Here is a 20188-nt window from a genome sequence, read left to right as displayed (position 1 = left end):
TATTAATTTAATTCCCCTTCAAAAATATTTTTATAACTAATCACTTCCATTAATCTAATAAAAATATTAAAATTAAGTTTTTGGCCATATTTATCTTTTAGTCCTTCAATTCTTTCATTTAAACCATCTAAATTACCGTTATTTACAATTACTTTATCTTTTATTATAGTATCTCAATTATCACTGTATTTTAAAATTAATGATAAGTCTCATAAATTTGTAGCTTCATTTGCACGATTATCATAAATTAAATTTTGTATTAAATGTGTTCCATTTCATGCAACAGGTCATTGCTTATCTGATTTTATATATTCATTAACTTCATCTAATGACAATCATCTAACAAAACCTCTAAAATATAAGTCAAAAAATCTATCATTTTTTAATTGTTCATAACTATCATATTTTTTATATACTTCGTTATCTTTAAAGTATCCTTTAAAAAAATAATTAATTTCATTATTAGAAAAATCATTTTCTCACAAAAATTTACATACTTCTGTTGCTTCAGTATAAATATATAATCTTGATTTTGTTTCTGTTTTTCATCCATACGGGATTGTATTTCCATATTTAATTTGTTTTTCAATTAAAATTGCTAATTTTTTAAACCTATCATTTTCTAGTAAATTATCAACATATTTTTTATTTACGGCATCTTTTTCATTTTCTGGATTAGCTAAATTAGTTATTTTATTATTATTTACATTTAATACGCCAAAAGTTTTAACTTCTCCATTCTGTTTAATTTCTAGTGCATATTTATTACCTGATTTATTAAATACTCCAAAATTACGAGAACCTCCATCACTAAAAAATTCTCATTTAGTGTTGTTTTTACCTGATAAAAATATCGATGCTGTATTGCCTGAAGCAGGTACTATTGTTAAAGTTTTCATTTCACGTGGTACTGCATTTAAATTTTGAGTTGTTAAAACATTTTCATTTTGCGTAAATCCTGGTGACTGTTCTATTGCTGTTATTCTTTGCGCCTGCTCTGATATTTTAGTATCTACATAACGCTTATTTGTCACTTGTTCGTTTTGTGTAATGCTTGCGCTAGAAGTAACTAAACTACCACCAAAACTAACATTATCATTAAAAGTATTACGACCACTAAAAGTATTATTTGTTGATAATTCTGGTACACGTTCAATAATACCATCAATATACTTTTTATTTGCTGCGTGTGTTGGCTGTGTTGGGTCTTCAATATTTAATAACTTATCATTTACATAATCTGCTGTTATTTTAGATGATTGTAATTCTTTTATATTATTTTTATATTCTTCATTTGCTTCTTGTACTTTATTTCTAATTACACTAATATTTTGTTCGTTTTGTGAAGATTTAGTTTCTAATGATGATATTTTTTCTTTGCATTGTAAAAATTTAGAATTATTTGCTAAGTTTGTATTATCTTGCTCTCTTTTAAAATTATCAACCTTTTGATTTATTTGTATATATTTTTGTTCTAATTCATTATCTTTTTGGCTAAAACTTTCTAAACGATTTGCGACACTTTGATTTATTGTTTCTGGTATATCATCAATTTTTGTTTCAAAAGTAGTTACTTTATCACTTAATTCATTAGCTTTATTTATTTGCTCTGAAACTAATTGATTTAACGCTTGCGCGCTTAATTCAAGTGGTGCAATTCTTTGATTTGCTAAATCATTTAATTCTGTATTAAATAACAATTTTAAATGTTCATATTTACCTAATAAATTTTGTATATCACTTGTTTTATTTTTTAATTCTTTATAAGCTTCTGAGCTTTCAATTCTATTTTTTCAAATTAAAAGCTCATTTTCTAAACTTTCAAAATCTGCATTAACAATAGTTCTTAACGCTTGCTCATTTAAATAATTTTCATTTAAATAAAAATTACGTGCTTCATTAAAAATATTTAAATTATTAGATATTAAACGTTGTCTATTTGCTATTTCTGGTACTGTTTCTGACACAATACGATAATGTGTTTCGTGCAATAATGCAATATGCACTGACATTACACGATAAACACCAATAACATCTTTAAATTTTGTTTCATCGTAATTAATTGCTTCAAGTAATTTAGTTATTTTATTATTAACTAAATTATCTATTGCTAAAAATACGTGTAACTGCATTTTGTCAATAATTGCTTCATCGTTTAATTCGCCAAAAAATTTTTTAAGTCTTTTAGGTATTGCAATATTTTGATTAAATGCTATTTGTTTTAACGCATCTAAATTTATTTCAAAAATGTTTTTAATTTTTATTCACTTTTCTTCATTCATATTTATCTCCTTTTTTGTTTTTTGTATATTGTTTGACGTGTATATAGTGTAGAGTTAAAATCTTTCACATTTCTAGCAAATTTAATTTTATATTTTCCATTTTGTAATTTATCAACATATGCAATTGATTGTGTTTTATTTGTTCTATGCTTTTTAACTCTTTCTAGGTTTTCAACGTCGTTTAATAATGCTTCTTTTTGATTTTCTACTTTATTAAAAGATAATCGAAAACGTTCAAAATCTTTTGATACATATAACTCATCTAAATTATTAAATGTTAAATTATCTAATATCCTACGACCTTTTCCTAAAATTCAACCTCACGAAATATTGTTTAAATAATATTGTCCTTTTGATGATGCATTAATAAACTCAAAATATTTATTTATAGACATCACTAATTCAAGTGGCCTTTTTCCTTTTGGATTATTTTTAGTCTTAGTTGCTTGTCTTTTAAAATATAAAAAGAAACTTATAAATCTTGTTTGCTCTCAATATTTTGGATTATAAACACGCACACCACTTACTCATTTTGAATTAAAATAAATTTGTCCTTTTTCAAATTTATTAAGTGCTTGTGCATATTTCTTAGCTAATTTATTGCTTATTTTTCCATTAAGTGCTCTTTTTTGAACTATTGAGGTTCAAAATTTAAGACCTTGTTTTTCAATTGTTTTTTTAACTCTTTGATTAATAAGGCCTTTTAATTTACTAGCTCCTTTTGTAATTAATGAAAATGGATTTTTGATTGCTTGATATATTGTTCTCCCTTGTTCAATTAATGAGCTAATTTTTTGAGGTGTAATAATATTTTTAATTCTTTGACTAACTTTTGCTGATTTTTGAAGTGCTTGAATTGTTTTTTTAGATGCTTCTGCTATCTTTTCAATAATTCCTTTTTTAACAAAATCATAACCTTTTTTTGCTGTTGAATATGTGTTATAAATTGCTTTTGCTAGTTTATTAGTTTTTGCTAATCTTTTAGTTGTATTTAATGCTGTTTTAGTTGCGAATGATGCTCCAATAAACAATAAATCAATACCTAAATTTAAAAAAGTATTTTCTCAATCAACCTTTCCTGTACGTGCTAAATCTAACAAAATATTCTTAATAAACTTAGCACCTGCTCTGATTAAAAATGTACCTGCTCCAAGCGGTATAAACGCAACTGTTAAAACATCAATAACAATATCACCAAGAATATCGATAAAAAAAGAACTAAGCAACTCACCAAAATTAAAAAGTGATTTGCTAGTCCTTTCATTATCTTTAATAACTACTTTTTTAAATTCTGGGGTAGTTGTTATTAATAACATATTATTTGTCTTTTAATTCTTGGTTTGCGTTTGGTAATTCTATTCTCTTTCCTTGCTCATCTGCTGATTTTTGTGTTACTGCAAAACCATATGCTAATTTATCGTATAAAAATGCATATGCGTCTTTACCTTCAAAATAAAATCCTAAATCATTTGAAAGATTATCAATTTTACCATATGACATTGCAATTGGTGACATTGCACCAAAACCAATAAAGTCTGCTAAAACAATTGCGTCAAATTGTCTTAAAAATGGGTTTGCATAGATTTTGTATCCTGCGATGCTTGATATACCATATTGTCCTAATTCAAATGCTTCTAAAACACCATTCCCTGTTAATTTAGCTTGCGCTAACTTATCAAATAAAGCAGGTTTAACCATAATAACAACATTATCTCTTTCAATTAAATCGATACCTTGCTCTGTATCAACTGTTTCTGTTATTTCTGTTGCTTTTTTAACAAGTTCATTATAAACTTCTATTGCTTGCATTTTTGATAAGTCTTTTTGAATTTGAGTTTTATCTGTAATAATTTTATTTTCTAATTCTTTAAATGCTGTTCTTTCAAAAATTCTACTTCATTGGTTCGCAACTTTTGCTGCTTTACTTGATGCTAAATCAATTGGTAATAATTCTTTTTCAAATGCTGTAATTGCTTCAAAAACTGTAACTGGTTCATTTCAACTTACGTTAATACTTCCACCAAGACGTCATTTATTAGCTGTACCTGTTCCAATTGCGGTTTTAGGACTAAATTTAGAACCTACTACTTTTTGTATTTTAACGTTTAAATCTGAGCTTTCTAAAATAACAGTATTTTTACAAATATTTAAAAATAATGATTTATCTACTAAGCTAGATAATGCTCTTTCCATTTGTGCTGCTTGAAGTGTTAAATTTGCTCCGTGTGTTGTTTTTGGTTGCACTAAACTAAATTCTGTTTGCAGCGCACTTTTTAATGTTAATTCATTTGCCATATAAAATTCTCCTTTAATATCTTGTTAATATCCCCTTCGCTTTAAAATTGTTTTCTTGGGGTTGTTCTTGGGGTTGGGGTTGTTCTTTGACTTCTCAATTAAGTTCGCTTGCTTGCTGTAATATTGATTTTTTAACATTAGAATAATCTATTTTATTTATATCTAATTGTTCAAAATCTGTTTTAGTTGTGAAGTCGATTTTATTAAACTCATTTTTAATAAGTTCTTTTAAATGCGATTTAGTAGTTTCAAAATTAGAAAGTTGATTTTTTAATTCATTAATTTCATTTAATGCTTTTTCTTTTTCTAAGTTTGAAGCTTCTAGTTCTTTGGTCTTATTGCTTATTTTATCTGCGATATAACTAGATAAGTTTTCTTTTTCATCAAAAATAGCATAAACACCTAATGCATTAAGTATTTCAGGTTTGCTAGCATTTTCCTTAATACCTAATTTTTCATTAATTTCTTGACAAGATATGCCAAGTTTTTGAGATAAATTTTCGAATAGTTTCATTAATAACTCCTCCGTCTTTAATGGGCTGCGGTTCCCTGGTTTTTATTTTCAAAAAATTAATTTATTAGTTAATTTATTGTCTGATTTAATGTTAAATTCTTTTCCATTTTCAAAAGCATTACCTTTTAAAATTATTTTATAATCTTGTAAAAATGCACCTTTAATAATTACTTTATCTGGATTTGTAAAAAACTCAATGCGATTAATGTGATTATTTATTTTTTTATTTAAATCATTTGGATTATTAATCATAAATAAATTTTGATTTTCAAAAGTAAATAAATTGTCATAATCTTTTTTAACTACACGTATTTTTAAATATTCGTGTCTTATTGCTGGTGATGGTGAACCTAGGATTGCATCATAACTTGTCAAATAAAATTTATCTTTTTCAAAATATAATTTTTGCTTTTGATGTAGTTCATTATAATAATAATTATTTTCAATCACAAGAGGGACGTTTAACCGACGCGTAAAAATATTTTGTCTTCCTAGGATTGAAAACTCAAATTCTGAGTGAGGATATTCTGAAGCAAGATATTTTTGTAATTCTTGCTCTCAATTAACAGTTTGATATTTTTCTTCATCTTTAATACCACTTCAAACTAAAATATCATCTTTAATAACTTCTTTTGAATGTCCTCGAATTGTACTACTTAAACCTAAAATGCTACTTGTATCTTGTTCTGTTAAAAATAAATAAAATGGATAATTTAGATTTAAAGTTTTATTATTAAAATCAACAGGTCTTTGTGATAATTCTGGTTCTTCAAATTGGTCTGGTGTTAATGCGAATTGCACTGTTTTACCATTTAAAAAGAAAATATTTTTATTTAAAAATTGATTATATACACCAAATTTTATATCGTTATTATCTTGCTCGTTTGTACTATATAATAAACTTTCTAAAACAATTCTAGGATTATCAACATAGTATTCATTAGCAATATCTTTAAAATATGCTGTCATTGGTAATGCTGCTTTATGTTCATCATTTAATCCACCTTTTCAACAATAGGACGATGCTATTTGCTCTGAAAACATTAATAATAAACTTAAAAACTTTATCTTTTCTGCTTCTGGCCTAATTGATAAAAAATTACGGATTAAATAATCGTTTATGTCTGAACTTTTTGCATTACCGTTTTTATCTGCTCATTCTTTGCGTTGGGTTTCTGTTCCTTGAAACTCTACATATGTGTTATACGCACATTCTTTTAGTATTTCGCGATGACTACCATTATTAACAATTTGCTTTAAATAATGTTCATAATTTTTATGATATTCTAACGTTAAGCGTCTTAAAAAGAAACTTATAACACTTCAATTATCTACATAAAATTTTGAGATGTTTCATAAAAATAAAGAATAAGTATTATCATAAACTGCTGTTGGATTAGCAAAAATTAAAATAGGTTTTTTATTATCTTTTATTTCAAAATTAGGCACTTCAAAAAAATCATTTTTAAAGTGCATTATTTGATTGATTAATGCTGAAGAATAAAATTCTAGTTGATAACTAGTAATATCGATTTTATCATCTGCATTAACAACTTCTAATTCATTATTAACATCATCTTCATCATTAACAACAATAAATTCTATGTCATTTAATTCTTTGAAAGATTTTAATTTAGTTATTGTAAATTCTTGTATTTTATCATCGCCTAAATCATTAAAAATTAGTTCATCAATTTTTGTTTCAAAATAATAAGCATCATATAAACCTGTATGCGCTTGGTATTTTGAGCCTAAAATAAAATAAAACTCATTTTCATCAAAAATAAAATTATCATCAATAGCAACTGTTAAACTATCATTTAAACCTAGTTTTAAAATTTTATTATCTAAATTTAAATTTGTTTGTTTTGCTCTTGCTGTAATTGTTGCATCAAATTCACCAACAAATTCAAGTCTGATAAAATTTTTAGAATTTGTTTCTAGTTTTTGTTTTTCTATAAAATTTTTAATTTTATAAACATATAAAGTTGTTATGTTATCACTAATTGTTAATGCGTCCATTTTGGTCTTCCTCTTGGTTTAATTGATGCACTACTTGATTATTATTTAGCATAACACCATTTTGTGTTATTTGTAATTGTTTCGCTTGTTCTTCTAATCATTTAGTTGAAGAAACAACAATAACATTTATATCTTGTTCATAATTTAATTTAAGTACTCTTAAAATGATTTTAAAAAAGTTTTGATAATATATCTCTCTTAAATTCGCTTTCATTTCAATATAATCTTCGTACGCTGAATTTAATGTAGCTATTTCTGCATTATGTTTATTATGAGTACCACCATCATCACCATCTTTTTTAATTAATAAAGATTTTTTAATTCAATAAATTAAATTTTCAATTGTTGAGATAATTTGAGGTGCTTGTGTTGGTGCATATTTAATATCAAAATTATCACCTAGCGCAGATATTGTCGCTTTGCTATCGATTTTAACTGTTCTATTATTATCTAAGCTAAAAAGATTTTTAACAATTTGGTCTGCTTTTGTACCGCCAACATTCCATTGTACTTGCGGGATTGGTAAAGATAAATACATATCTAAAATTAATGATTTATATTTAGCATTTAAAATTTCAAAAAGTTCAGGATTTACCATTTCAATATCTGGCGCTTCACTTGCTTTATTTTTAAAAACAGTGAATGGTATAAAATTATTAACATTTAATTCTTGTTTATAAGTGCTACCAAATAATTCTTTTGGTGATATTGTTTTGCCTGTTCTAGTGCTAATACCATATTTTTTAATGTAATTACTATCTAAATCATATTCATAAACAACTTCAAAAACTTCATTTTTAATTTTTTGCTGTCCTAATGAAACTTTTAAAAAAGATAATTCATTATCTAAATTAAATGCATAATCTATTACTTCTGCTAAAACTATTTTTTTATTTTCTAAAATACCTAATGCAGCCAATCCTTTTTTATAAAGCATTACCTCTAATTTTTGTATTAGTTCTAAAAAATAATTATTATTCAAAAATTTTAATAATTCTTTTTGATTTTCTAATTCTATTTTTGGCAAAGCGTTAGCAAGCTGTGTCATTTGTTGTACTGCACCATCATTTTCAAATTGTTTTTTACTGTCTGGTATTTTAAACTCTTTTCCTTCACCAAAAATAGAATTAAAATTTTGAGAATTAGTTAATATAAAATTTGATTTAAAAATTTCTTCATTTGTTTTTGACATTTATTCTCCTTTACTTTGAAAAATTAAATATTGATTTTTATATATAAACGAACACGCCATTTCAAAAGCATTAATTAAATCGTAAATTTCTGCAAAAATACTTTCGTCTCTTTTTAATTCTTGATCTGGTATAACTTGTTTAGTAAAGTTTTCTAAAAGTTTTTTGCTGCCTTGTGAATTTATTAATTTAATAAGACCATTAGCAAAAATAAATTTTTCTCAATTTTGGCGGGACACAATGCCGAAAGCTTGTTTATTTGTATCACGTCTATTTGCTTTAACTGCATAAATGTTATCTAATTGCATTTCTGATGCAATTGCATTTAAGTTTTCAATAATAATATCGTTATCACAAGCAATAACACTGTTAAATGTTTCTGCTGTTAAAATTTCTTCATCATCAAAAGAATTTTTATTTTTTAAATATTGCATTATATCTTTATTGCTTTCATCAATTATTTTTAATAATGCTCTACAATTTTGTAATCTGCTATCTGTTTTTGTAATAGCTTTAATATCTTCTACTGCTTCTAAAACTAAAATTTCTCCTTTTTTAGTTAATGCAACACGCACTCACGACGCATTATCAACTTTACCTGGGTCAAAACCATCTCAAATCGAATAAATTTCATTATTTTTTAAAAGAGTATAAAAGTATTCTTTTTCTACTAATTCTATTTCTTTTCTAATCTCACCTAAATTATTTATGATATAAGGTTTTAAAAAGTAATTAGTTTTTTGTGTTTCATCTAAAAAAACAAATCCTGCAACTGTAACAATCCATAAACGTAAATTCTTATTTTTTAAAGAATTTAGGTTTTTCATTTGTATTGCACTTAATTCTTTTTTTGGTACAAAAGTTTTTGCAAACATTGTAATAGTTATACCTAAATCATCATCAAAATTAGCATCTGTTTTTTGTATATAATGCTCTTTAATTAATTTTTCCATTATTACATTATTTGGATTACCATCTGGTGTTAAAATCGGTAAAACTACATTATGAAACTTTTGTATTAAAAAATGCTCTGTTGTAAAAATATTGTAAAAAAATTTTACTTTAATTTGAAAATTATCAGGTGCTTGTGTTCTTAAAACAGTGTTTTGAATTAATAATGGTATTTTTTCTTCCTGCACTTCATAAAGCTGTTGTAATTCTAATGGTGTCTTTTTAGTATCAATAGGGTCTTCAATTGGTTCATCAATAACTAATTCACCAAATTTAAAAGCGTTATTTGGTAGTGTAATACCTTGAAACGCTTGGGTCTTTTCGAAGTTTTGAAAAAGTATGCAACGACCTTTTCCGCCATCGTCAAAATTTCAATAAACGCCTGAAGTTGTCACGGTTATATATTCTGTGTAATCTAAATTATGTTCATCTTTTAAAAAAGATAATACTTTTAAAAACATAGGCCGCAATGTATTAGCGATATGGTTATATTGATTACGACATCATACGCTACAAAATATTTTTTCATTTACTAATCGATAAATTGATATTATTGCTCCACCAAAAGACTTTGATACTCCTTTTGCGCCTGATTGAATTTCGTAAAATTCTTTTGATTTAAAAGCGTCATAACTTGGATTTGCATCAAGGTCTGTATAATGTAAAATCTGTTTTAATTTTTGTTCTGTAAATTCTGGTATCATCTGTTAATCTAAAAATAAACTTTCATATAGTTCTTTTGTTTCTTGCGCGCTTAATTCTACATTTTGAGTTGATTTAGCAATTAATGGATTATCATCAATTAAGTCTTCAACATAAAAAATTGTCGTTGCTTGTCCTGTAATACCTATATAAATTTTTCCTGATGAAGTAGTTTTTTTAACTCCATAAGGTAAAAATTTTATTCCTATAATCTTTCCTTTTTTAAAACAATTTTGTTCATTAGGCGCTAAACGTTCTAAATATTTTTCTTTTGCAAATATTGTTATAAACTCTGCTTCATCTGAATTATTAGGATAACATACATTTAAAAGTATAGTATCATCATTAATTTTTCTAGGGTCTTGTGCTAATGTACTTAAAATTTCAATTGAAAAATATTCATCTTCCATTTGTTTTTGATTTAAAAATTTATCAACTTTCGACATACTTAAAATATGCACATTTAAAGATATAGATTCTGTATTTTTTTGTTCATTAAAATATTTTTTTTGATAAATCTTACCGATAAATCTAATAAAGTCGCCTGCTTGAAAATTATTTATTAATCTTGTTGCATTCTTACCAAAAGCAATTAAAGAAAAGTAAGTTGTATATGCTTCGCCTGGCCTTTGAGTGTATGATGTAAATGATGCTCTTGCTGTTGCGAAAACTTTACCATTTACTGTTTCTCTTTTTTCTGGTGCATCTAAAATTTTACACATACCTTTTGCAATATTGTAACCAAATGCTTTTAATTTTTGTGCATTATTCATTTTGTGCTCCTTTTAAAGAATTAGTTATTCCTAATTTTGCTGCTTCTTCATAATCTCAAATTTTTGCAAATATTGGTGAAAATATAACTTTACTTTTTGTTAATCGTCCATTTCTATTTTTAACAATTGAAACGCCTAACTCTTTTAAAAGATTATCATTTTCATTATCAACCTCATATAAAAACATTATTATATCTGCGTCTTGTTCTAAATTCCCGCTATCTCTAAGGTCTGTTATATTAGGTGCTGTTGGTTTAGTTGCTGTCTTTTTTGCATAATCTCTTGATAATTGAGATAATGCAATTACTGGTATATTATTTTGCAATGCTGTTATTTTTAAAGTACGTGAAACTATTGAAGTCTTTTCATAACGATTACCATTTATTGTTGTTTGTGTGATTTGGATATGGTCTAAAAACAATGCTTTAATTTTTATATTTAAATTACTCTCAATTTCATTTATCAATGTTGTTATTTGTTCTACCATCAAAGATGCATTATCATAAATTAATATTTTTTGCTCTTTAAGTTTTTGTGCTGCTTCTGGGTTTCTGTTTAAAATTTCTTTTTTATCAATTTCATAAAAAGTTTTTAATTTCTCGCGAGTATTCAATGCAAATAACTTTTCTACAATTTCATTCGATGACTGTTCGAATGAGATAAATAAAATATATTCGTTTTCTGATAATGTTTGCTCTATGTTGTTTATTAAATTGATAAGAAAGGTTGTTTTTCCTGTTCCTGGTCTTCCTCCTACTATCAAGAATTGTCCTGGTCTTAAACCTAACAATTCATTATCGATAATGCTAAATTTTGTTTTTTTGATAATGTTGCTTTTTTTATTATCTTCTTGCTCTCATTCCATAAGAATGTTTTTTGGTGTTTTTAAACCATCCAAATAATTCATTTTTCCTCCAAAAGGGGTAAAGATTAAAATAAAAATCCCCCTTATTTTTTTTAGGGGGATTATTCACGCTACTACTTACTTCCATTAATTGGGGATTATATATATATATATAAGTCTTTATATAATTGAATTTGTGATCTTAATTTTTGAGTTACCTTTTCCTTTTTATAAATTTCTTTAATTCTATTTATTGAATTATTCGCCTTAGATATTATTTCATGTGTAATAAGATTGTTCTTAGCTTGCACTGAAATAATTTGTTCTTTTTGTTCCTCTATCTTTTTTAAAGAAAGTTCTTTCACTTTCTTCGCTTCTTCTCTTTTTCTTTTTAAGTTTTCATTATATTCATATTCTAATTGTAGAATAGTTTGTTTATTTTTTAACTTAATGTTATTTTTTTCTCTAATGTATATCTCTTTTTGAATAGCATATGTAGCATTATATTCAGCTACTAATTTATCTTTTTGAAGTTGTAATTTTTGTCTTTCATTTTCTAATTTATAGTATATATCTTTAAAATATGAAGTAGTTGCTATTTTACTTTTTTCTAATCAATTTAGTTCTATTGGTAAAAGTAAATGCTCAATTTTTTTAATATCAAAATCACGATCACTATTATTTTTAATATATAACAATATAATGTTATATACTGTAAATTTCTTAAAAATTTCTGTCTCAGACTCAGTAGTTGTTTTTTGAAGTTGTGAAATGTTTTTTATTTTAAAATCTATATCATCAGCAGATTTTATTAAAGAATAAACAAAATCCTTCGCATAATTTTGAACTTCGTTCTTCTTTTTCTTTAACTTACCAATTTCAAATTTTAATAGTTTTTCCATAGTATCAAATGAAGAAAGTTTTTTAATAGAATCTTTTAAAACTGCTATTTTATTCTTATATGCAACTTTATGACTAGCCAATTCTCTTTTTAAGTTATCACTTAATTTTTGTTTTGCTCTAACATATAAATCTTTTTCAACTTTCTCATTAGCTTTTATACTATCTTTACTCCTTAAAAATACATTTTTAACTTGTTTTTTATAGGCTTTTAAATTCTTTGTGGAGCTTGGTAGGATGCTTTCAAACGTTTCGCCATATCAGTTATAAAGTTTAAGTTCATTCATACTTATTTGCCCCTTTCTTTATGTATCTTGTAAAATTCATAATAGTGAAATTTTCTTTTAATATAAAAATTAAACAAAATTAAAACTAAATGTAGAATGATCGTAATGCTAATAGTACTTATTATTCCTCCAAAAATAATTTGAATATTTGGGTGATATTTGATACCGCCATAAAATGGTACAAATGCTATAGTTATAAATATAACAATTCAACTTATAATAAAGAAATATCCATATTTTAATTTATTTCTTAGTATAAGTAAATAACCAACAAAAAATAATATAACAAGTGTGTTGGCGATATATGATAATACTGTCTTAGTTGTTATTTCATAACCTAATTTATTAATTTGCTCATTACTTAAGTTTTTTGTTATTTTTAAAAATTCTTCTGAGCGTATCCCTAACCCAAAGGGAATCATTATTCACACAAATAGCGCTAAAGTTAATAGCGCTATTTGTGCAATAAATATATAAAAACTTGTTTTCGATATATTTTCTTTATATTTAATCATAAATTAAAATTCTACGTATGTTGCTGAATTTCCTCTTTGTAAAGTGCTTGAAACATCTGCAAATAATTTTTGAAGTGTTTTAAATATTTCATCAGCAAATTCTTTTTCTGTTTTAATGCCTTTTGCTTTAAACTCTTTATATTTTTGGTTATTTCCAAATGTTGAATCATTAAAGTATCCTCACACTGGACCAAATTGCGGATTTGAATTATCTGGTCTTGTGGCTTGAGTTTTAAATATTCCAATACCACCATCTTTAATTTCTTTTGTTGATGAGAAAACTTTTAAAAGTTTATTAAATGTTGATTTACCTTCAAATTCAGAAATTTTTGCATCAACCTCTTTAAATGAATATTTGCTATCAGTATTATCTTTATTTTTGAATTTAGTATTTTCAAAAATGCTTGAAATTGAAGCTCTAACAATTGCTGCATTTAAAAATATATCTAAATGTTTCTTTGTAACATTTTTTAAAATATCATCAGATGGAACTGTATTTTTTGAATATTTAGTTGCAAAGTCTTTTGCTTTTTTAAATACTTCATCATATGCTTGACTAATTTTTGATGAGTTTCCATTCTTTTGATCTTCAAGAACATCATTTTTTAATTTTTCAATTAAATCTTCTTTCCCTTTTTGATCATCTCCATCTACACCAAAAATAAATTTTTGAACCTTTCTAACATGTAATGCTGTTCCACCTTGAATAGCATCTTTTAATTCACCATCAGTTTTAATTGCCTCAGGTTTTAATAATTCTTGCCCAACAAGTCATGGTTGATCTTTATTAGTACCAGATGTTCCTTTTAAATTATCTAAATTATTTAATCCCAAAATTGTCGCAACCACATTTCTAAGAGGTAATGTTGCTTGAATTTTATCTGTTGTTTTCTTAAATTCTGTTTCTGATACGACAGACGGTCTTTTCAAGCTTTTTACATTATCTTCTTTTGTTGTTTCATTAACTGCATCAGAAGGTTTTGTTTTATCTTTATCTGATGATCAATCATTACCAATCGGTCCTTGTTTTGCTAATTCAGAAATATCATTTATTTCTTTTTTTGCCGCATTATATAATTCTGTATAGTTTTCAAATTTAAGTTCTTTTGCAAAATTATTAACCTCTCTAGCCGCATTGTCATTTTCGTTTCTAAGGTCATTTGCTAAGTCTGTTTGGAATTTATTTGTAAATGGAATCTTAGAATCACTTAAAAAATATTCTTTATATGATTCAGCTTTAAAAATTGCTTTTAAGAATTCTCTTAATGCTGTTCTTCTTTCTGGTTTAGCACCATTGTTTCTTGCGTTTATACCGTATGCTCATGAGCCTGGCCCTTGAAGATATTCATTTTTTTCATCAGTTTTAACAACATTAAAGAATGATCTAACGCCCGCTGATTTTTCTGAGTTTTGAGAATCTCATGATCCTATTACTGTATAATCTATTTTTTTATCTTTCATTAATTGAAATATTCTATTTTGGGCATCACCAACATTTTTATCTAATATTGCTTTTAAATCTCCTTGTGAAATTCCTTTTTTGCCTCAAACTGTATCTTTAAATTCTGCTTCAGTTTTTACATATGCTGCCTCATAAATTGGGAAGAATAAATCAGACATAACCTTTGTTGCTTTTTTAAATGCCTCATGATATTCATTTCCTGCTTGAAACCCAGATGAAACTCTTGCATCACCATATTTTGTGTAAATAATTTTTTCCATTAAGTTAGCATTTTTAATTTTAGCATCAGTTGATTCTGATTTGATTTTTTCAAATGCACCAGCTAAAATTCCATTACCAAATCAAAAGTCTTGGAATCTAAACAATGCTTTCCCAGCTTTAACTAATTCAATTAAGGTATCATAACTTGTATTTTGTAATTCTGATCTTGCTTCTGATTCTTCTTTTGTTGAAGCTAATATTAAACCTTCAGTATTATGTCTAATAGCCATTAACTTTGTAACTTGTTTTTCTGGATTAGCTTTTGAACGGCCTTTAATAGTCCCGAAGTATCTCATAGCTTCTTTTTCTTTTTCGCTTGCTCCAATTTCTTTAGCAATATCATCCAAAATACCTGGTAAAAAGTCTTCTATTTGAACTAAATTTTTACGTTGAGTAAAATCAGTTACTCTGTCTGCTGGCATATAGAAAATATCAGCAACTATTTTGTCGGTAATTCCTTGTATATTAATGTCAATTGCACCAAAAACATCTTTTTCAATCATTTTAATTTTAAATTTCTTAGCAGAAGGTGTTTTGTTATAAAGTTCTATTGCTTTTTCATAAAATTTCTTTTGCACTCCATCTACTGCAACAACTATTTCTTCACTTCCATCTCTCTTACTGCATGCAATTGCTGTCCCCGCCACAGCAACACCAAATAATCCAACTGCAGGTAAAATTAATTTATTTTTTTTCATAAATATCATCCTTTTGCATTATTCAAATGCTAATTCATTTTTTTGATATGCTATTATAAGAAAAATGATTGCTATTGGTGATAAAATCATTATTGAAGTTAAAACACCAATTAAGGCAAATATTTTGTTAAATTCTGTTTTGTTTAATATATAAATAACATGAACAGATAATATTAAATTTAATAAATAAGCAATCAAAAACACTGATAAAATTACTCTGTATTCATACTTGTTTAACTCTATGGAAACATTTCCATAAAAATTGTTTGAATTACTTTGCTTGTAAACTCCTAATAAAACATAAAATAAGATTATAGATATAATTAAGATTAAAATATTGGAGAAAATCATAAATAAGTATTCAATTATCTTTGGTTTATATATTCTTTCGATTGGATACTTACCTAGAAATAGAAATCTTAATTTGGTTTTAAAAGGTATTTTTTTTACTTTTATCTGCCTTTTCATATTTCTTAATTAAATTTTAAATAATAAAGCAATAAAACACTATCAAAAATAACATTATATGAATTCTTAGATAATGTTAGGTTTTGACTAGTCAAGCAGTTTTATTTAACTTCTTTTATTAAGAATGCTCCTATTTTTAATGTTTTATTACCTTTAAAAATTATTCCTTTCTCATTACTTGAAATTTCTATATTCTTAGTAAAAAATGTTTTTTCAACCTTGTAGTTCGGCTTTAAACCTAAATTACCAATTTCATATGGATTTGAACTATGAATTATTAAAATGTATGTTCCATCTTGATTATTTCTTAACGTAACTTCTTCACTATTAATATTTTCTCTAAAAGGTTTTATAAATTCTAAAACTTGTTCTGGATCAGCAACATATTTTTTATCCATTTCTTTTAAAGAATCATATTCTTTTCTTAGTTTAATCATTTTAGCCAGTAAGTTATATGAAGAATCTGGATTATTAACAATAGATTCAACTGAGCCTTCTCCAGGAGAAGCTTTCGTTGTTATTAAATCACCTGGGTTTTTAGCTTCTTTAAAATAAACATTTTTAGATGTATCATTCCACCAAAACGCTTCACGTACATTAATATCCTGGGTCTTAGGTCCACCTTGCATCAATAGTTCATTACCATTATATAAAGTCGGTAATCCTCCACGAGATAATAATGATATCAGAGCTTCCTCATATCAAGCGCGTTGTTCGGTTGTTAATTTGTGTGGCTCTTCTGTTACTGTATCACCGTGTTGGGATCTAATTCAATTAATTCATCTTTCCACATCATGATTATCTAAAAATGGTATTCACTCTCTTATTTTCCCATCTTTATCAGTAAGTCTTTGAATTAAATCTAACTCTGAATTATAACTAATATTAACATTAGTATTAAATTTAAATCTCTTACCATCAATAACACTACTTAAAGCTTTCTCTTTTTTATCTTTTGAATATCATGTATTTTGAGCATAAAATTCTGAAGCATCATCTCATCACTCACCAAACATAAATGCATCTAATGATGATCTAGAGATTTTTTGACCTTCAGCATTTTTATATTCTTGATTGATTACTTTTCTAAATTCTTTAAATAATTCTACTTCATTGCCTTTATTACTTTTACCTTTGATGGGATTGTTTGAATCAAAATAGTGATAAAATGCATCATATCTAAATCCATCAATACCCTTCTTTGCTCAAAAACGGTGAACATTTTTAAGTTCCTCAATAACGTCAGGATTATTTAAATTTAAATCAGGCATTCCAGATCAAAATTCTGCTGCTCAATAAATTTCATTATTTGGTTTAATATTTTTATCAATATTTTTAAATATTCCTTTTATATTATCTTTACCTTCTTTTTGGTTTGTACTTTTATCATAAATATAATAGAAATTCTTATATTTAGGATCATTTTGCAAGGCTTTTTGGAATCATGGATGCTCATATGAAGTGTGGTTAAACACCATATCAAGCACAACTCTAATACCTTTTTCATGCGCTTTAATTAAAAATTCATCAAATGCTTTCATTCCTCCTAGTTCAGGAGCTACATCAGTATAATCAATTACATCATATCCGTGATATGATGAAGCAGGATGAATTGGCGAAAGATATAAAGTATCAATTCCTAAATTAACAAAATAATCTAAATTATTTTTAAGCCCGATAAAATCTCCGATTCCATCATTATTTCCATCAGCAAATGAATAAACTGTTAATTGATACATAACATTTGAACGCTTTGCATCTTTATTATATGGAGCAATATAACCAACTCGTTTTACATCATCAAAGTAACTAGTATGATTTAGATTATTTTTTCTAATTATATTAACAAACTTATCATCGCCTCAATCTAATAAAACTTTTGTACTTTGTAACTTTTTCAATTCATTTTCCTTATTAAATCCTGTTGAACAAGACATAATTAATGTTAATGGTAAATTAACCATAATAGTTAATAAACTCTTTTTTAAAATATTTCTCATATTAAAATTTTAAAATATATTCCTCTTACTTTCTTATATTTTTTACCTTTTTGACATATCAATATAGAAGGTAAAAATTACCATATTATTAGATTATTATATCTTATTTTTATATATTAACCATATACTATCTTTATAGTAAAAATTAGTATATAGTAATATTTTTATACTTGTTTTAGGATAAAAACGCACAATATAAACAAAAATAAAAAGTATTTTTTAAAAAAACAAAAAAAAGTATAATCACTATATGGACTGAAAAAATAAAAACAACTCTTATGCGGCTGTTGATGTTGGCGGTACAAATGTGCGTTTTGCAATTTTTGATGAAAATGGAAAAATAATATCAAAAGTAAAAACATCAACTGATTATACATCAGCCGAAAATACTTGTAATTGAATCAAAGAAAGAATTTTAGAAAATAATATTATGTATCTGGCGCTTTGCATACCAGGACCAAGTGATTATGAAAATGGAATTGTACTTAATAGTCCTAATTTAGGCGGCACTTGAAAAAACTTTGATGTTAAACAATATCTTTTAAAAAATACTCAAATAAAAGATATTGTTTTTGAAAATGATGCAAATGTAATGGCTTTGGCTAATCATGTTTATTACAAAAAAAATTTAAATGATGTAAGTCAATTTTATACAATAAGCACTGGTTTTGGTTCAGGTTTAATAATAAATAATAAAATCTTTCACGGAAACAATTATTATGCCCAAGAAATCGCGCAAATTCCTGTTTCTAAATCTGCTTTTTTAGGGAAAAGTAGATTATTAAATAAATATGCGCTTGAACTTCATTGTTCAGGCAGCGGGATAGAAACAAAAGCTAAATATTATGATATTGCTAATTCAGCAAAAGAAGTTTTCGAATTAGCTGAAAAAGGAAATATACAAGCAACTAAAATTGTTAATGAAGCAAAAGAAACATTAATGAATATGTTTGCAATTAATGCAGGAATTATTGCTCCACATAATTTCTTTATTGGTGGAAGTGTAGCATTAGCTCAAAAACAATTTGTTATTGATGCGTTTAATTTAGCAAAAGAAATTAGCGATCCAAATCATTTTAAAAACATTAATTTATATTTTGATGAATTAGGAGACGATTCCGCATTATATGGTCTTTACAATCTTATCAAATTAAGAAATGGATAAAAATTATGACAATGACAAAATTCGAAAAGAAAAGAACTAAGTTTTTAACTTTTATTTCCGAAAATTTAAATCACACAAACTTATATATTTCCAAAAAATTAAAAATATCTACACGCACAGTAACTAGATACCGCAAACTATTGCGTGAAAATGACTATAAAATTTTAAAAGAACATATTATGCACGGAAATAAAGAAGCAGAATAGTTTCTTTTTATAAAAATGTGAAAAAATATGCAAAAATGAACTTTTTTGCTTTTTTTTTTTTTTTTTTCACCGATGTATAATGCAATGGACATTAACAAAATTTTTAATTACAAGAAAGGAATAAATATGAAAAAATGATTAAAAATTAGTGGTGCTTTATTACCTCTTGTTGCATTACCTGCTACAGTTGTAGCATGTAGTGCAAAAGAAACAACAGAAGATAAAATAGATAAATTAATTAATTTAACTGCAAAACTTTCATTTAAATCACTTGAAAAACAAGGAATCCCAGTTTCAGAAGAAATTAAAAAACAAACAATTGAACAAACCAAAAATATTATAAAATCATATTGAAAAAAACAACTTGACTCAGCTACTACACCTGAAGCAAAAGAAAAGTTAAATAAAGAACTAGATAAAGCAATTAAAGAAATTGAAGATAAAATTAAAGAGTTAAATTAAAACGTTATAAATTTGTTACCTGAGTTTTCTAGATACTCAGGTTTTTTAATTATTTTTGCTATACATTTAAAATGCTATATACTTTTAAAAATCAAAAACATTCTTATAAAATATTGATATGATCATTTAAATAACGAGTATAAATTCTTTATTTGGAAAATACAAATATATTTAGACAACTAAATAATAAC

At 25.6% G+C, this 20188-nt stretch carries 16 protein-coding genes; 2 read left to right on the top strand and 14 right to left on the bottom strand.

Features of this window, described 5'->3' with window-relative positions:
- Positions 1-2: 2 nt before the first annotated feature.
- From EXC48_RS00700 to EXC48_RS00635, 14 genes are all read right to left on the bottom strand, one after another.
- The gene (locus EXC48_RS00700; RefSeq protein WP_129720411.1) at positions 3-2282 is read right to left on the bottom strand and encodes a hypothetical protein; all 2280 of its coding nucleotides are present in this window, start codon (positions 2280-2282) and stop codon (positions 3-5) included.
- A 2-nt stretch (positions 2283-2284) separates the two neighbouring features.
- Positions 2285-3598 (bottom strand): hypothetical protein, encoded by a 1314-nt coding sequence (locus tag EXC48_RS00695; protein WP_129720410.1) that lies wholly within the window; start codon positions 3596-3598, stop codon positions 2285-2287.
- 1 nt (position 3599) lies between these two features.
- Positions 3600-4577, bottom strand: a complete 978-nt coding sequence (locus EXC48_RS00690) for a hypothetical protein (RefSeq protein WP_129720409.1) — start codon at positions 4575-4577, stop codon at positions 3600-3602.
- 13 nt (positions 4578-4590) lie between these two features.
- Positions 4591-5091: a hypothetical protein gene (locus EXC48_RS00685; protein ID WP_129720408.1), complete on the bottom strand. Its 501-nt coding sequence runs from the start codon at positions 5089-5091 to the stop codon at positions 4591-4593.
- A 42-nt stretch (positions 5092-5133) separates the two neighbouring features.
- Positions 5134-7113, bottom strand: a complete 1980-nt coding sequence (locus EXC48_RS00680) for a hypothetical protein (protein ID WP_129720407.1) — start codon at positions 7111-7113, stop codon at positions 5134-5136.
- Positions 7094-8305, bottom strand: coding sequence for a hypothetical protein (locus tag EXC48_RS00675; RefSeq protein ID WP_129720346.1), 1212 nt, complete (start codon positions 8303-8305; stop codon positions 7094-7096). Before EXC48_RS00675 ends, EXC48_RS00680 begins: the two co-directional genes overlap by 20 nt.
- Positions 8306-9958: a hypothetical protein gene (locus tag EXC48_RS00670; RefSeq protein WP_129720406.1), complete on the bottom strand. Its 1653-nt coding sequence runs from the start codon at positions 9956-9958 to the stop codon at positions 8306-8308.
- Between the two features lie 3 nt (positions 9959-9961).
- Positions 9962-10729 (bottom strand): single-stranded DNA-binding protein, encoded by a 768-nt coding sequence (locus tag EXC48_RS00665; protein ID WP_129720405.1) that lies wholly within the window; start codon positions 10727-10729, stop codon positions 9962-9964.
- A complete protein-coding gene (locus tag EXC48_RS00660; RefSeq protein ID WP_129720404.1) occupies positions 10722-11636 on the bottom strand; it encodes a DnaB-like helicase C-terminal domain-containing protein in 915 nt (304 codons plus the stop codon). Before EXC48_RS00660 ends, EXC48_RS00665 begins: the two co-directional genes overlap by 8 nt.
- Positions 11637-11731: 95 nt before the next feature.
- Complete coding sequence (locus tag EXC48_RS00655; protein WP_197725026.1) at positions 11732-12760, bottom strand: hypothetical protein; 1029 nt, start codon at positions 12758-12760, stop codon at positions 11732-11734.
- Positions 12761-12762: 2 nt separating this feature from the next.
- Entirely contained in the window at positions 12763-13275 is a 513-nt protein-coding gene (locus EXC48_RS00650) for a hypothetical protein (protein ID WP_015286937.1), read from the bottom strand.
- Positions 13276-13278: 3 nt separating this feature from the next.
- Positions 13279-15696: a hypothetical protein gene (locus tag EXC48_RS00645; RefSeq protein WP_129720403.1), complete on the bottom strand. Its 2418-nt coding sequence runs from the start codon at positions 15694-15696 to the stop codon at positions 13279-13281.
- 18 nt (positions 15697-15714) lie between these two features.
- Positions 15715-16164, bottom strand: coding sequence for a hypothetical protein (locus EXC48_RS00640; protein ID WP_015286934.1), 450 nt, complete (start codon positions 16162-16164; stop codon positions 15715-15717).
- 101 nt (positions 16165-16265) lie between these two features.
- Positions 16266-18164: an alpha-amylase family glycosyl hydrolase gene (locus EXC48_RS00635; RefSeq protein ID WP_129720402.1), complete on the bottom strand. Its 1899-nt coding sequence runs from the start codon at positions 18162-18164 to the stop codon at positions 16266-16268.
- Positions 18165-18414: 250 nt separating this feature from the next.
- Here EXC48_RS00635 and EXC48_RS00630 point away from each other — a divergent pair, with 250 nt between their 5' ends.
- A complete protein-coding gene (locus EXC48_RS00630; protein WP_129720401.1) occupies positions 18415-19329 on the top strand; it encodes an ROK family protein in 915 nt (304 codons plus the stop codon).
- 332 nt (positions 19330-19661) lie between these two features.
- Positions 19662-19997 carry a hypothetical protein gene (locus tag EXC48_RS00620; RefSeq protein WP_129720400.1) on the top strand — a complete coding sequence of 112 codons (336 nt, stop codon included), beginning with the start codon at positions 19662-19664 and terminating at the stop codon, positions 19995-19997.
- Positions 19998-20188: the final 191 nt, after the last annotated feature.

It is taken from the genome of Mycoplasmopsis cynos (genome assembly GCF_900660545.1).
Classification (GTDB): Bacteria; Bacillota_I; Bacilli_A; order Mycoplasmatales; family Metamycoplasmataceae; genus Mycoplasmopsis; species Mycoplasmopsis cynos.
This window is presented reverse-complemented; position numbering and strand designations above follow the sequence as displayed.